The sequence below is a fragment of the Flavobacterium sp. genome, from assembly GCF_965277525.1.
Classification (GTDB): Bacteria; Bacteroidota; Bacteroidia; order Flavobacteriales; family Flavobacteriaceae; genus Flavobacterium.
Map to the genome: position 1 here is coordinate 680,165 of NZ_CBDIDC010000009.1, position 15,441 is coordinate 695,605.

Annotated in this window: 13 protein-coding genes; 11 read left to right on the forward strand and 2 right to left on the reverse strand. The window is 34.4% G+C overall.

Translation table 11 applies throughout. The annotated features are described in order from the left end of the window. Positions 1-65: 65 nt before the first annotated feature. The 6 genes from dinB (at position 66) to ACQY44_RS19925 (ending at position 7,994) form a co-directional block, all read left to right on the forward strand. On the forward strand, positions 66-1,247 hold the full coding sequence (dinB, locus tag ACQY44_RS19900; RefSeq protein ID WP_428232031.1) for a DNA polymerase IV: 1,182 nt from the start codon (positions 66-68) through the stop codon (positions 1,245-1,247). Beyond that, positions 1,248-4,313 carry a DNA polymerase III subunit alpha gene (locus ACQY44_RS19905; RefSeq protein ID WP_428232032.1) on the forward strand — a complete coding sequence of 1,022 codons (3,066 nt, stop codon included), beginning with the start codon at positions 1,248-1,250 and terminating at the stop codon, positions 4,311-4,313. A 202-nt stretch (positions 4,314-4,515) separates the two neighbouring features. Next, a complete protein-coding gene (locus tag ACQY44_RS19910) occupies positions 4,516-5,895 on the forward strand; it encodes an exonuclease domain-containing protein (RefSeq protein WP_428232033.1) in 1,380 nt (459 codons plus the stop codon). A gap of 47 nt (positions 5,896-5,942) precedes the next feature. Beyond that, on the forward strand, positions 5,943-6,743 hold the full coding sequence (gene xth, locus ACQY44_RS19915) for an exodeoxyribonuclease III (protein ID WP_428232034.1): 801 nt from the start codon (positions 5,943-5,945) through the stop codon (positions 6,741-6,743). A 7-nt stretch (positions 6,744-6,750) separates the two neighbouring features. After that, positions 6,751-7,377, forward strand: coding sequence for an alpha-ketoglutarate-dependent dioxygenase AlkB family protein (locus ACQY44_RS19920; RefSeq protein WP_428232035.1), 627 nt, complete (start codon positions 6,751-6,753; stop codon positions 7,375-7,377). A 155-nt stretch (positions 7,378-7,532) separates the two neighbouring features. Beyond that, positions 7,533-7,994 carry a DUF1810 domain-containing protein gene (locus ACQY44_RS19925; protein ID WP_428232036.1) on the forward strand — a complete coding sequence of 154 codons (462 nt, stop codon included), beginning with the start codon at positions 7,533-7,535 and terminating at the stop codon, positions 7,992-7,994. A gap of 286 nt (positions 7,995-8,280) precedes the next feature. Here ACQY44_RS19925 and ACQY44_RS19930 read toward each other — a convergent pair whose 3' ends face one another. Next, positions 8,281-9,690: an APC family permease gene (locus ACQY44_RS19930; RefSeq protein WP_428232037.1), complete on the reverse strand. Its 1,410-nt coding sequence runs from the start codon at positions 9,688-9,690 to the stop codon at positions 8,281-8,283. 362 nt (positions 9,691-10,052) lie between these two features. Here ACQY44_RS19930 and ACQY44_RS19935 point away from each other — a divergent pair, with 362 nt between their 5' ends. The 5 genes from ACQY44_RS19935 to ACQY44_RS19955 all read left to right on the forward strand — a co-directional run bounded on the left by ACQY44_RS19935 (position 10,053) and on the right by ACQY44_RS19955 (position 13,727). Further along, positions 10,053-10,451 (forward strand): hypothetical protein, encoded by a 399-nt coding sequence (locus ACQY44_RS19935; RefSeq protein WP_428232038.1) that lies wholly within the window; start codon positions 10,053-10,055, stop codon positions 10,449-10,451. 40 nt (positions 10,452-10,491) lie between these two features. After that, positions 10,492-10,923, forward strand: coding sequence for a hypothetical protein (locus ACQY44_RS19940; protein ID WP_428232039.1), 432 nt, complete (start codon positions 10,492-10,494; stop codon positions 10,921-10,923). A gap of 111 nt (positions 10,924-11,034) precedes the next feature. Next, positions 11,035-11,436, forward strand: a complete 402-nt coding sequence (locus tag ACQY44_RS19945; RefSeq protein ID WP_428232040.1) for a DUF5958 family protein — start codon at positions 11,035-11,037, stop codon at positions 11,434-11,436. A 484-nt stretch (positions 11,437-11,920) separates the two neighbouring features. Further along, positions 11,921-13,345 (forward strand): sensor histidine kinase, encoded by a 1,425-nt coding sequence (locus ACQY44_RS19950; protein WP_428232041.1) that lies wholly within the window; start codon positions 11,921-11,923, stop codon positions 13,343-13,345. Beyond that, positions 13,335-13,727: a response regulator gene (locus ACQY44_RS19955; RefSeq protein WP_428232042.1), complete on the forward strand. Its 393-nt coding sequence runs from the start codon at positions 13,335-13,337 to the stop codon at positions 13,725-13,727. Before ACQY44_RS19950 ends, ACQY44_RS19955 begins: the two co-directional genes overlap by 11 nt. A 2-nt stretch (positions 13,728-13,729) precedes the next feature. On the opposite strand, the gene ACQY44_RS19960 is transcribed toward ACQY44_RS19955, so the two are convergent. Beyond that, a complete protein-coding gene (locus tag ACQY44_RS19960; protein ID WP_428232043.1) occupies positions 13,730-15,175 on the reverse strand; it encodes a LysM peptidoglycan-binding domain-containing protein in 1,446 nt (481 codons plus the stop codon). Positions 15,176-15,441 lie beyond the last annotated feature (266 nt).

Here is a 15,441-nt window from a genome sequence, read left to right on the forward strand (position 1 = left end):
GAACAACAAATATACAAAAAAATGTTATCATCTGTACTAATTTTGTTTCATACAAAAACAAGGAAATGGCAAGGGCAATTGTACACATGGATTTGGATACCTTTTTTGTATCCTGCGAGAGGCTGACCAACTCAGAATTAAAGGGAATTCCTTTGATTATTGGCGGCGGTGATCGTGGTGTTGTAGCCTCTTGTTCGTATGAAGCCCGAAAATTTGGAGTACGCTCAGCCATGCCTATTCAGATGGCAATGAAACTTTGTCCTGACGCGAAGGTCATCAAAGGTGATATGGAATTGTATTCTCGATTGTCACATGATGTTACGCAGGTGATTCAGGAAAAAGCACCGATAATGGAGAAAGCCAGCATCGATGAATTTTATCTTGATATTACCGGAATGGATAAATTTCACGGCAGTTATAAATGGACAGATGAACTCGCACAATCGGTTATTAAAGAAACCGGATTACCTATTAGTTTTTCATTATCTGTCAACAAAACCGTTTCTAAAATTGCGACCGGAGAAGGCAAGCCAACAGGAAATTTAGAAATTCCGGAAGGTAATGTACAGGCTTTTTTAAATCCGTTATCGATCCAGAAAATACCGATGGTGGGTAATGTGACTTTTCAGCTTTTATCCCGAATTGGCGTTCGTAAAATTCAGACTTTATCTGAAATGCCTCCGGAAGTTTTACAGCAAATGATTGGTAAAAACGGTCTGGACATCTGGAAAAAAGCCAACGGAATTGATCACACTCCTGTAGAACCTTATACAGAAAGAAAATCTATTTCTACTGAACATACTTTTTCTCAGGACACAATCGATATTATTATGCTAAAATCGATATTGATTGGCATGGTCGAAAAACTGGCTTTTCAATTACGCTCTGAGCAATGGTTAACGTCAACTATTACAGTTAAAATACGTTATGCCAATTTTGATACCGAAACCAAGCAATGTAAAATCGCCTATACTTCAGCAGATCATATTCTGACCAAAAATGTAATGGAGCTGTTTGATAAAGTGTATCAGCGTCGTATGCGATTGCGTTTGATTGGTATTCGCTTTAGCGGATTGGTTCGCGGCACTTATCAAATTGATCTCTTTGAAGACACCGAGGAAATGTTATCACTGTATGCAGCGATGGATAAAATGAAAAGCCGTTATGGTTTTGATGCCGTAATGCGCTGTGCCGGAGCCCATTTTAAACCTAATAATAAAGATGAAATTTTAAAACGTATCAAATAAATGTATCTCAACTGTCATTCTTTTCATTCGCTTCGCTACGGCACGATTTCTCTTGATAATCTTATCAAGGAGGCCGTTTCTTTTGGTGTAAAAGCTATGGCACTTACGGATATTAATACTGTGACAGGAATTTATGATTTTATACGAGCTTGTGACAAAGTGGGGATTAAACCTCTTGTGGGAATGGAATTTCGCTGCAATCATCAATTCCGATATATTGGTTTAGCTAAAAATACCAGCGGATTGGCTGAAATGAATCGCTTTTTAACGGAACATAATTTTAGCGGAGAACCTTTACCTTTAATTGCTCCGGAATTTGATTCGGTTTTTGTGATTTATACTTTAGAAAATGCTCCGAAATTTCTTCGTGAGAATGAATTTATCGGAATTCGTCCGGATGAAGTTTTAAGGCTTCTTACTTCGGAACACAAAAATAAAATAGCAAAAATGGTTGTCCTTCAATCAGTAACTTTTAGCAATAAAAGAGAATTTAATCTCCATAAAATTCTACGGGCGATTGATACCAATATTATTTTATCAAAATTGACAGAAGCCGATTATTGCAGCACTTCTGAAAAAATGCTGCCTTTAGAATCGCTGCTGCCTTATTATGAAAGTTATCCTGAAATTATAGCTAACACGGAGCAAATAATCGATTCCTGTAATTTTGAATATGATTTTACAACGCCTAAAAACAAGAAGTTTTTTACTGAAAATCGAGAAGGTGATATAGCACTATTACGCAAACTCGCTTACAAAGGTTTCCTTTGGCGTTATGGTGAAAACCATGAATTGGCACAAGCACGTGTTGAAAAAGAACTCAAAGTAATTGATGAATTAGAATTCAGCGGTTATTTCTTAATTAGCTGGGATATTGTTCGGCATAGCAATAGTTTGGGTTTCATGCACATTGGCCGGGGCAGCGGCGCCAATAGTATTATTGCCTATTGCTTGGGAATTACCGATATCTGCCCGATAGAACTGGACTTGTATTTCGAACGCTTTTTGAATTTAAACAGAAAAAGTCCACCCGATTTTGATATCGATTGGAGCTGGAAAGAACGCAATACAATTTTAGAATATATCTTCGATAAATATGGCCGTGATCATGTGGCTTTTTGCGGAACCAATGTAGAATTCAAACACCGTTCTATTTTTAGGGAAGTTGGAAAAGTGTTTGGTCTTCCGAAAGAAGAATTAGACATGCTCGCCAAAAATCCTGAAGAATTACACGAAACCAATTCTATCGTAAAACTGGTTCAGGAATATAGCAAGATGATGATCAACAAAAAATACCCGAATCAGCGTAGTATGCATGCTTGTGGTATTATTATTTCTGAAGAACCGATTACCAATTATACACCTTTAGAAATGCCTCCAAAAGGATTTCCAATCGTACTTTTTGATATGCACATTGCCGAAGAGATTGGTTTTGAAAAATTCGATATTTTAAGTCAGCGTGGTATTGGTCATATTGATGATAGTGTAAAACTAATAGAGAAAAACAGAGGAATTAAAGTTGATATTCGAGACACTTCGATATCTAAAGATGAAGCTGTATGTAATATTCACCTGGCGCAAGGCAAAACCATTGGCTGTTTTTATATCGAAAGTCCAGCCATGCGCGGATTATTACGCCGATTGAATTGTGATAATTATAAAATTCTCGTAGCAGCCTCTTCTATTATTCGTCCCGGCGTAGCACAATCCGGAATGATGAAGGAGTATATTTTTCGTCATAATAATCCGGATCAGTTTCAATATTTTCATGAGGTGTTTAAGGAACATCTAGGGGAAACTTACGGGATTATGGTGTATCAGGAAGATGTGATCAAAATTGCTCAGCATTATGGAGGCCTTCCCGCTCCTGATGGTGATATCCTGCGTCGCGCCATGTCCGGAAAAGGGCGATCTATGGAGGCTTTACAAAAAGTAAAAGATAATTTCTTTGCCTGTTGTGCCGAGAAAGGACATCCTGAAGGACTCAGCCAGGAAATTTATCGCCAGATTGAATCCTTTGCCGGATTCTCGTTTTGCAAAGCGCACTCCGCTTCTTACGCTGTAGAAAGTTACCAGAGTTTGTATCTCAAGATCAATTATCCTGTAGAATTTATGACAGCGGTAATCAATAATCAGGGCGGATTTTACAGAACTGAGGTTTATGTACACGAAGCCCGAATGTCCGGCGGAACGGTTCTTAATCCATGTGTCAATAAAAGCGAATATCAGACTACGGTTTATGGCACTGATATTTATTTAGGCTTTATGCATTTGCAGAGTTTAGAATCTAAAACGGCTCATTTGATCGAATCGGATCGGGAGAAAAATGGTGATTTTCTTTCTTTGGAGGATTTTATTAATCGGATTCCGATTGGGATTGAAAGCATGAAAGTTTTGATTTTTATAGATGCTTTTCGTTTTACAGGAAAAACTAAAAATCAGCTTTTGGTTGTTGCCAGTTTACTTCTAAATAATTTCAAACCCGAAAACAGAAGTTTGATGTTATTACAGGAGCCCGTTAAAGAATACAAACTTCCTACATTGGAACGTTCTTTATATGAAGATGCTTTTGATGAAATTGAATTACTGAGTTTCCCTGTTTCGTGTACTGTTTTTGATTTGCTTCAAACCACACATCGCGGTGATGTTATGGCTAAAGATTTAGTGGCTCATCATAAAAAACAGGTTCGAATGCTGGCGTATTTAATATCAAGAAAACAAGTGCCTACTAAAAAAGGCAATATGTATTTCGGGACCTGGATCGATCATGAAGGTACTTATTTTGATACAGCACATTTTCCGGATTGTCTGGCACAATTCCCTTTTCAGGGAGGAGGTTGTTATTTGCTGTTAGGAACTGTCGAAGTCGATTATCATTTTCCAACGGTCACGATAACCAAAATGGCCAAGATGCCTTTTATCCCTGATCCGCGTTATATGGATGCAAAAGATCAATATAAAACACAGCGTTTGATCAAGGAAGATGTGAGTCCTACGCATCGGAAACCTTATCCGCAGGCACATGAAATTAATTTACCCAGACACCGAATGAAATTTCAAAACTAAAAATCGTTGAACATAATTTTTTAAACGCATAGAAACATAGCTTGAAAGAAAATAAAAAAGGCGTATCACTTGTCTAAATACACATAGCTATGTGAGAAAATCATGATTTTATAAAAGGATTTTATATTAAAAAATTAAAACCTATGTTTCTATTTGTTAGACATTTAAATAACACAAGAAGAAATTACGTTATATTAAAGAGATGAAAAAGCAAGAATATGCCATAGTAGATATCGAAACCACCGGTGGTAATGCCAGTGGCAGCCGTATTACCGAAATTGCCATTATCATTCATGACGGAGAAAACGTGATTGACCGTTATGAAACACTTGTTAATCCGGAAAAAGAAATACCCATTTCGATTTTTGCCTTAACAGGAATTAATAATGAAATGGTCGCTAATGCACCAATCTTCGATGATATTTCAGATAAAGTTTTAGAAATGCTTACTGATCGTGTTTTCGTGGCACACAATGTCAACTTTGATTATTCATTCGTTCGTCATCAATTGGAACAAGCCGGTTTTAAATGGACAGCCAGAAAATTATGTACGGTTCGCGCAGCAAGAAAAATCAGACCGGGTTTGGGATCGTATAGCTTAGGAAATCTTTGCAATTCATTGGATATATCTTTAGAAAACAGACATCGCGCCGGTGGTGATGCAGATGCTACCGCTATATTATTTTCGAAATTACTCGAATGGGATGATGAAGGCCATATCGAAAAAATGATCAAAAATACGTCTCAAGATCAGCGTTTACCACCTAATCTTCCGCCTGAAGATTTTAATAACTTACCGGAAAAACCGGGTGTATATTATTTTTATAATGAGGTAAACAAGGTAATCTATGTGGGAAAAGCAATCAATTTAAAAAAACGTGTCGCTTCTCATTTTAGCGGCCATAAGATTAATCCGCAAAGACAGCATTTCTTACGGGATATACATTCTATTTCTTTTGAAGTCTGTGGCAACGAGTTAATGGCACTCCTGTTAGAATGTACAGAAATCAAGCACCTTTGGCCAACTTACAATAGAGCTTTAAAACGTTTTGAACCCAAATTTGGATTGTATCAATACGAAGCCCGCAACGGATACAAATATCTCGCAATTGGGAAACTCAATAAATTTCAGTCCTGCATTGAGCATTTCAGTAGTATTCACGAAGGCACCAATATATTGCGGGGTTTGGCAGAACAATTTGAAATTGATTATCGATTTTGTAAATATCTAAGACCTGAAGACGGAGAAATATTTCAAAATAAAGACATAACAGATTTGCCGGATGTTTCGCTCCACAATGACCAAGTCGACAATGCGATTGATTTTTTATTAAGCAACAGACCCACTTTTGCGATTATAGAAAAAGGAAGAACATCACAAGAACGAAGCTGTATCTGGATCGAAAACGGTCATTTTTATGGTATGGGATATATTCCTTTAGATGTTGCGATTACGGATCCGTCAGAAGTAAAAAATTATGCTACACCGTATAAAAGCAATCAATACATTGTGCAGCTGATTTTTGCTTACGCAGAAAAAAATCCACGTAAAGTATTCTTTAACAAACAGTTTCTGAAATAAGAACATGAATTTGTGTAAATATAAAGACGCAAAAAGCTGTACATTTAATGGTACAACTAATTAAATCTACTATGAAAATAGCTACTTATAACGTAAACGGAGTCAACGGACATTTAAATGTATTACTAAAATGGCTTGAAGAAACCACTCCGGATATTGTGTGTCTTCAGGAATTGAAAGCGCCACAAGATAATTTTCCGCTTAAAGCGATTAATGATGCGGGTTACAATGCGATTTGGCACGGACAAAAGCAATGGAATGGCGTGGCAATTCTGGCGCGTAATATGGAGATTGAAGAAGTAACACGCGTTCTTCCGGGAGACGATGAGGATATTCAAAGCCGTTATATCGAAGCTTTGATTAACGGAATCGTAATTGCTTGTCTTTATCTACCAAACGGAAATCCTGCTCCGGGACCAAAATTAGAATATAAACTAAAATGGTTTGATCGTTTGGCTGATCGTGCACAAACGCTGCTGAGTTTAAAAGTTCCTGTACTATTAGTTGGCGATTATAATGTAATGCCAACAGAACTGGATGTTTATAAACCGGAAAAATGGGTAAACGACGCTCTTTTTTTACCAGAAGTCAGAAAAGCTTTTGCAGCTATTGTAGCACAAGGATGGACAGATGCAATTCGAGCTTTATATCCTAATGAGAAAATTTACACCTTTTGGGATTATTTCAGAAAGGCTTATGAGCGGGATGCCGGCCTTAGAATTGATCATTTTTTACTAAGTCCGCAACTGGCAAAAAAACTAATTTCCGGAGGAGTCGACCGCCATGTGCGGGGATGGGAAAAAACAAGCGACCATGCTCCGGTATGGATTCAAATTGATACAAAATAATCGAACCATGACACTATTTAGCGATACCGAATTATTTGCCACAGGTTTAGCAGGAAAAAAAGTATTTGACCTGCCTGATGCAGAACTTATTTTGATCGATAATTTCTTCACCAAAGAAGAATCTGATCGCTTTTACGAAAGAATACTCCACAAGACCAAATGGAGAGAATATGAAATGGAAATTTATGATAAAACCTATACTGTTCCCCGAATGATTTCCTGGTATGAAGACAAGGATAATCCCGGCGCAGATCAGAACGGACCTGACTGGACTTATGAATTATTGACTATCAGAGGCAGAGTCGAAAAAGAAACACAGCTTGATTTTAATAGTCTTCTCCTAAATTTATACCGAGACGGAAATGATGGTGTTGGCTGGCACAGCGACAAAGAACACAATACAGGACCGAACCCGATCATTGCTTCGGTGACTTTTGGCGAAACCAGAATGTTTAAACTCCGTCATAAATTTAGAAAAGAAATTCCGCAAATAGAGATTCCTTTGCATCACGGATCCTTTTTATTAATGGCAGGAACAACTAATAGTTTTTGGCAACACCATGTACCTAAAACAGCCAAAAATGTATTGCCAAGAATCAATTTAACCTTTAGAAGGACCAATCGAAGTGAATGATTATAAACCACTCAAAATGAGTTTTTTTTCATGACAAAACGACGAGGAAAATTCCTCCTCTAAAAGTTAAAATACTCAGTACATGAACCTTTTATTAGGCAGAACCTATCTTTTTTACTACTTTTGCAACCTTTTTTTACCTATATATTACCACAATGGCTTACTCAAACAATGATTTATTGCGTTTTTTAGATGCGCAAAACAAACTTTATCTTACTGCTCTTTCTGAAATCAAAAAAGGAAAAAAAGAGACTCACTGGATGTGGTTCATTTTTCCTCAGATTAAAGGATTGGGTAAGAGTGATACTGCAAATTATTATGCCATTAACGATCTAAAAGAAGCAACCGAATTCCTGGAACATCCCATTTTAGGAAAACATCTTGTCGAAATTTCAGAGCTATTTTTGACATTTAAAAGAAAATCAGCAGATGGAATTTTAGGAGATCTGGATGCACGAAAATTACGTTCTTCTATGACATTATTTTCTTTAGTAGAAAATACTAATCCAATCTTTCAGGAAGTATTAGAAGCTTTTTTCTCCGGAGAATTAGATCCGCTTACTTTGTCTATTATTAATTCATCTATAAAATCTTCTCTTGAGACTGAAATGGTGTAGATCCCATTAATCCTCCATTAGATCATTTACATTTAAAGACACTACATTTTTTGCTTTTGCAAATTGTAGTGTTTTTTTTAGCCCACGGATTTGGCGGATGAAACGGGTTTCCTTTTTTTTAAACTTTGTAACTTCTTTTTAGATATAAAAAAATGCCTTGTTTTAGCAAGGCATTTTTTGTATTCTATTTGAGTAATAAAAAATCAGTGTAAACCCGTTTCATCCGTAAAACCCGTGGGCAATATAACTTTGAACCTTTGTTCCTCTGAACCTTTGTAACTTTCCATTACTCTTTTGGTTTTGTTAAGTAATATACCGGAATTCCCGTTAACATGATCAAAACTCCCCAACCGCAGGTCGAAAATTTTGTAATTAACAACGAAATACAAATTGCACTTGCAATTACGATATATAACAAAGGCAAAAAAGGATATCCAAAAGCTTTATAAGGTCTTTCTACATCCGGCATTTTTTTGCGTAAAATAAAAATTCCGTAGATCGTTAAGATGTAAAAAATCAAAACAATGATGATTACGAAATCTAATAAATCACCATATTTTCCTGTCAGACACAAAGCCGAAGCCCAAATACATTGCGCCCATAAAGCCCATGACGGAACACTAAACTCATTTAAAACAGCTGCTTTTTTAAAGAATAAACCATCTTTTGCCATTGTATAATACACTCTTGCGCCTGCCATGATTAATCCGTTGTTGCAGGCAAAAGTAGAGATCATAATCATGATAGCGATAATCAACGTTCCTATATTACCAAAAATATATTGAGAAGCTACCACTGCTACTCTATCAGATTTTGCCGTAGCAATTTCGTCTAGCGGAATTACTGCCAAATACATCAAATTGGTCAGTACATAAATAATAGTTACTATAAAAGTTCCCAGAAACAAACTAAAACCCACATTACGTTTTGGGTTTTTAATTTCTCCTGCAATAAACGTCACACCGTTCCACGCATCACTAGAGAATAAAGATCCCACCATTGCAGCTGAGATTCCGGAAATCAAAGCCGTTCCGCTGATAGGCAACCACGATCCCGTATCTTTATTAAAAGAACGTGTCGTCCAGGCATCTGCCCAGTTAGCATCCCAAACAGACGCTTTTGCAGCCAGTGTTAATCCGAAAATGATTAACCCCAGTAAGGATAAGATTTTAATGATCGTAAGAACCGTTTGTAAAATTTTTCCGTTTTTGACACCACGGCTGTTAATGAATGTCAGCAAAACAATCGTAAAAATCGAAACAATCTGCGCTGCATTGAGTTTAAAAGAGCCTAACTCATATAATATATTTTCGTCACTTAAAGGCTCATACAAATAAGCTGCAAACTTAGAGAAAGCTACACCAACGGCAGCAATTGTTCCGGTCTGGATTACAGCAAAAAAGCTCCAGCCATACAAAAAGGCAATCAGTTTGTTGTAAGCTTCTTTAAGGTAAACATATTGCCCCCCTGCTTTTGGGAACATCGCACTCAGCTCACCATAACTCACAGCGGCAATTATTGTAATCAATCCGGAGATAAGCCAAATTAAGGTTAGCCATCCGGCTGAACCCACTTGTCTGGCGATATCGGCACTCACGATAAATATCCCGGATCCTATCATAGACCCTACCACAAGCATGGTTCCGTCTAATAATCCTAGTTCTCTTTTAAAATGTTCCTGGTCGTTTTCCTGCATGGTTTTTTGTTTTTGGGTTGGTTAAAGATATACTTTTTTCTCAAATTCCAATCGTGAAACTTCAAATTCCAATTCTTATTTATAGTGTTCAGGATGAGCTAAGTCAAAGCCAATTTTATAAACTAAAATTCCATTTTTAAAATCTGGAAATAATAAGGGCGTGTCCCTTCGGGTCGGGCTTTCGGCTATATCTTTTACATTGCTTCGCTCGCAAAAGGATACCGCCTCTATCCCTCACGCAAGTCTTGTTTTTCATTAGAAATTTTAGATAATAATCTCTGTTTACGGATTTCCATAAAATAATACTTTTTGATGTGTTTACATTTATTGCTTAACTTATCTTCATTTTAAATCATATAACCATGAAAAGATTCTTATTTATCCTTTTATTACTTATTCTTAATTCTTGTTCTACGAATTATTACTTTGTAAATATCGATGAAGACACTACAATTTTTAATTCTAAAAATGGAAAAGAATCAGTTACTACAATTCCTAAAGGATTTGGTGCATACATTAATAGAAGTGATAAAAAAGAAAGAAAAGTAAAATGGAGAAATTTCAAAGGTTGGGTCATAAATCCTAAATATAGTAATGCAATCTTTTCCAGTCATTCAAACAGCAACAATTCTTCTAAAGATAGTTATACCAAATCCTCAACAAAAACTTCTTCAGGAGGAACAGTTCAGGTAAAAGGTTATACAAGAAAAAACGGGACTTATGTTGCTCCACACGCGCGAAGTGCTCCAAGAAGAAGATAAACTAAAAAACACTACTATTTAATTAACTAAATCAAAAAACATGAAATTAATTATTCCACTTTTAATTCTTATTCTTAGTTGCAAACAAAATGAAGAAAAAGAAATCATTATTGGAGATCAAGTTCAAAAAGTAAATAAAATCGAAGAAACTACCTTAAAGACTTTTACTTATGAAGATATTGCCAGGTATACTATGGCATCTATTATGGGGCAACAACCTAAAATAATTACAGCAATCAAAAAAGGAAATTTATACTATGTGTCCTATATTAGAAAATCAGATAAAAAGAGATTCGATTATAAAATAAAATTTGATAGCACTAAAATTCTTTGGTCAAATATAGATGGAAGATGGAGAGATTCTCAATATGATGAAAAAATTAGTTTTATCGAAAAAAACAATAAAGTTTTTATAATTCAAACTTTTAGTGAAGGCTCAAAGGATATTCAAGAGTATAAAAAGGGGCAATAAGAATCGTAATTTTCAAACAACCCAAAGATATATTTTATATTTTAGCAATAATAAAAGGTCAGTAGTGTAAGACATCAATTTACGCAAAATCAAAGTTTTTTTATGTGCATAATGTCACAACAAGAAGCAATAATCAACAAGATTGCACAGGACAAAATAGACTTTGATCCTGGCATACAACTTTTATTAGAAAATCCTGAATATAATTTTAAAAGTATTTTTACAGCTTTAATAAATTACATATTCAACGCTATTCCCGAGAAAACACATTACAATACTCAAACGTATCAAAACGCCATAAATACAATTCCTTTAAGGCCTACCTATACTCCAATTGTACTTCTAAAAAGATTCCCTACAAGAATTGCTTTTTATAAACTAGCAGAACTTCCTGAAAACGAAAATAAAAAAATCTTAACTTCATTACTCTGGATTTTTAAAGTAACAGACACCGAAAGACGAAATACAGAATGTAAAAATGGTTGTGGACATTTCTGGCATGAACTAGAATAATACATTCATTTATAACTCAAAATTTTCTATGTAAAAAACAATAAATTTCAAAGGCGGCAAACTTAAACATTACCGCTTTTTTTATTAAACAAAAAAACAAAACTAAAGAAATCTCGCCTCTCCAGAATTAATTTACAAAGCTTTAAATACTGCAAATCAATGCCCATGATAAAATTAGTTATATCGTCTTAAAAGGAAATAAATAACATTTTAAAACTTGTAAATAAGACTTTTAAACAGTTACATTCTAATAAACATAAAATTTAACAAGAAAAAATAGATCATTTGTAAAACGGGATTCTTTTTTTATTAAATTTGAGAGAAGGGATTATAGTGATAAGCACTACTGTATTTCATTAACAATTGTTTAGTTTTTTTATTTGTAAAATAATTAAACCTCAACGATTATTTATACAGAAAAACTAAACAGAAAAGACTTTTATAAGACAGAAAATCAAATCATTAACCTACAAACCCGAAAATTATGTCTAAAAGTCAGTTTTTAAAAAATTTTCGTCTTCCTAATGTTTTTATCCTTTTAATAATTGTCTTTATCTCTTGTGCCTTACTAATTTGCATCAATTTTTTCACTATTAAAATACTATCGGCCAACAGAGCTTATGTTAATGGTGAATCCCACTATTCTAAAGGTCAAAAAGACGCTTCCCGCCATCTTATTACTTATTTGTACACTAAAGAACCAAATCAATGGAAACTATATACCGAAGAACTAAAAGTTCCGCAAGGTGATGGTATCGCCCGAAAAACACTTTTAGCGGTTGGAGATAATAAAGTTGCAAGACAAGGTTTTACAATCGGTCGTAACCATAAAGATGACTTAGACGATCTTGTTTGGTTATTTGTAAATTTTAAAAATATATCCTTTTTGGCAAAAGCCATTCACGAATGGGAAGAAGGCGATAATTTAATCCATGAACTTTTTGTTATCGGAACACAAATTGATGCTAAAATCAAATACGATGCATTGACAGCAACTGATCAGCAAAAATTTCTTTCTCAAATTAGTAACATCAGCGATAAACTCACTATCAATGAACGCAACTTCTCCAATACTTTGGGAGAAGGAACAAGAAAGATCAAGAGCCTTTTGATCATCACTAATATTGTTTTTATCTTAATTATTATCTTAAGTGTTTGCACTTACTACTCTATAATGGTAAAAAGACTTTTGGCTTCTAAAAAAGAAATTGAAATCAAAAATGAAGATTTACTAGTAGTGAACCGTGAATTAGATCGCTTCGTTTATAGCGCATCCCATGATTTAAGATCACCTATAACTTCATTAAAAGGCTTAATTGAAATTACACAACTGGAAGATGATATTGACCAAATTAAAGATTACTTGCGTTTAATGCATCAAAGCCTTGCCAAACAAGATCAATTTATTAATGACATTATTGATTATTCTAAAAACAAGCGCAAACAAGTCATCATTGAACCGGTTAGTCTACGGGAATTATTTGAAGAAGCTATTTCTCAATTAATGCATATCGAAAATGCAAACAGAATAACTTTTACACAAGAAATACTTGTTGATCAAATTCAGAGCGACGGTTTACGTTTAAAGATTATCATTAGCAATTTAATTTCTAATGCCATAAAATATGCTGATAATAGCAAGCTTGAAATGTTTATTTCTATAAAAACCTATTTTTCTGATGGATGTAATAAAATTGAAGTTGCTGATAACGGAATTGGAATTAACGATGAATTCAAAGATTCTATTTTTGAAATGTACTTTGGAACCAATAAGAACAAAGGCTCAGGATTAGGACTTTATATCGTAAAAGAAGCTGTGGAGAACATCAAAGGAAATATTGCTGTATTCTCAGAAAGTACTATTGGAAGTAAGTTCATTGTAACAATCCCAAACTCACATGGAATCTAACACAACCTTCTTATTAATTGAAGATAACTTGATTGATCAGCTTATTATAAAACAATCATTTAAGAAAGCACTTAATATTGATCAAATTTCAATTGCCAATAATGGCAGAGAGGGAATTCAATGGATTCATGAAAATAAAAAACAACAATGCTTAATCATTTTACTGGATATTCAGATGCCAGTAATGAATGGATTTGAATTTCTAGATGAATTTGATAAACTCAATAAAGAAATTAAAAAACAAACTCAGATTTACGTTCTTTCGTCAACTTTAGATCCTGATGAAATCCTGAGAATAAAAGGAAACAATTGCGTAACCGGTTTTTTAAGCAAACCTTTTCCGGTTGAAGAATTTAAAAACAGACTTAGCTTAAAGAGCTAAAACTATTGCAAGACACGATTTACCTGTGAAAAACTTCTTTGGTAGTAAGGCTCTTTTGTAGAAGAAATCATAACACCTCCATGAGTAGAAGAGTGAACAAATTTAATTTCTCCGTCAACCACTTCAACGACCATTCCAACATGGTTGATATGACGTCTTCCATTTGTTTTAAAGAAAATCAAATCTCCTTTTTGAGCTTCCTCTGTACCAACTTTGACACCAACCCGCGACTGCTCTATAGAACTTCTTGGCAATTTAATGTCGAAATTATTAAAAGTACAAATCATTAATCCTGAACAATCAAAACCTGCCTTTGTGGTTCCGCCCGATCGATAGCGGGTTCCAATATTTTCGGTTGCATTATCAATCAATTGATTGACTAATTCGGAATGATTGCTGACGTGAAAAACTGAAGTTGTATCTCTTTTAATTTCTGTATTATCAGCAACCTGAGAGGAAGATGAACTATTACTTTCTAATTCAGGAACTGAATTTATTGCTTGTGCTGCATCTGCCTTATCTTTTGATGTATTGATTTTCAACATATAACCCACAGGCAACTTCCCTTTGATAAATGGATTTTGTCGCTCTAATTCTGCAACAGTTATTCCGTATTTCTTTGCAATGGCATATTTTGTTTCTTTTGGCTGTACCTCAACCACTACTTCTACATTTTGTGCAGGTACAATTTCAGGTTTTAGTTCATCGGTTTTAGCGCCATTTTCTGAAGTTGCGACAGCTTTATCAGTAACCTGAGTTTGCGATGCAATAGTAGCATCCGTTATTTCCTGATTTGCTTTTTCTTTTGAAGTTCTAATTTTTAGAAGATAACCTACTGGTAATTTTCCTTTAATAAATGGATTTTGCCTCTCTAATTCTGCAACGGTTATTCCATATTTTTTGGCAATAAGATATTTTGTTTCTTTTGGTTTCACCTCAACAACAACTTCTACATCTGTTGAAGAAATAATTTCCGGCTTTTCTGTCTTCTGATTTTTCTTTGTATTCTTTTCAGTCGCTGCCATAGCATTAGACGGAATATTAAGCTTCTGTCCTATTTTCAGATCTTCGCTTTCGAGTGATGGATTTGCTTTTTTTAAATCATCAACAGAAACATTGTATTTTTTTGAAATTACCCAAAGATTTTCTTTTTCCTGTACTTCGTGCTGACCAGAATTTGAAGTCGTTGCGGAAGTTATATTGGCAACACTTTCAGTTTTTTTTGCTGTCACCTTTTTATTGGTGTTCGGAATTAAGAGAACCGAATTTAATTTTAAAATTTTAGGAGCGTCGGGATTTGCTTCTTCAATATCTTTAGTTTTTAAACCATATTTTTTAGCAATTACAGATAGATTTTCTCCTTTTGATATTTTGTGCCTGATAAACTTTTCCTGAGAAAATGCTCCAACACTGAAAAAAAACAACACTATAATTAATCTAAAAACCATACCTATTAAAGTTTAATGAATACTTCTTTAAGTTTAAATAATATAACTTTTCGCCTGAATAATATAAACTAGAAAAATGTAAATATATTATGTAAAAAGCGAATTTACCCTTTTAATGTAAAAGATACACGTTTTTTAACAACAAATTTACCTTGAATTTACCCTCTTGGGATAAAAATTGGTCCAACTCTTTGAAATAAGGTCTTTTATAAATAATGACTTCTTTTTAGTAAAAGTCAGTTGAAATGGGAAAATAATATAAAAAA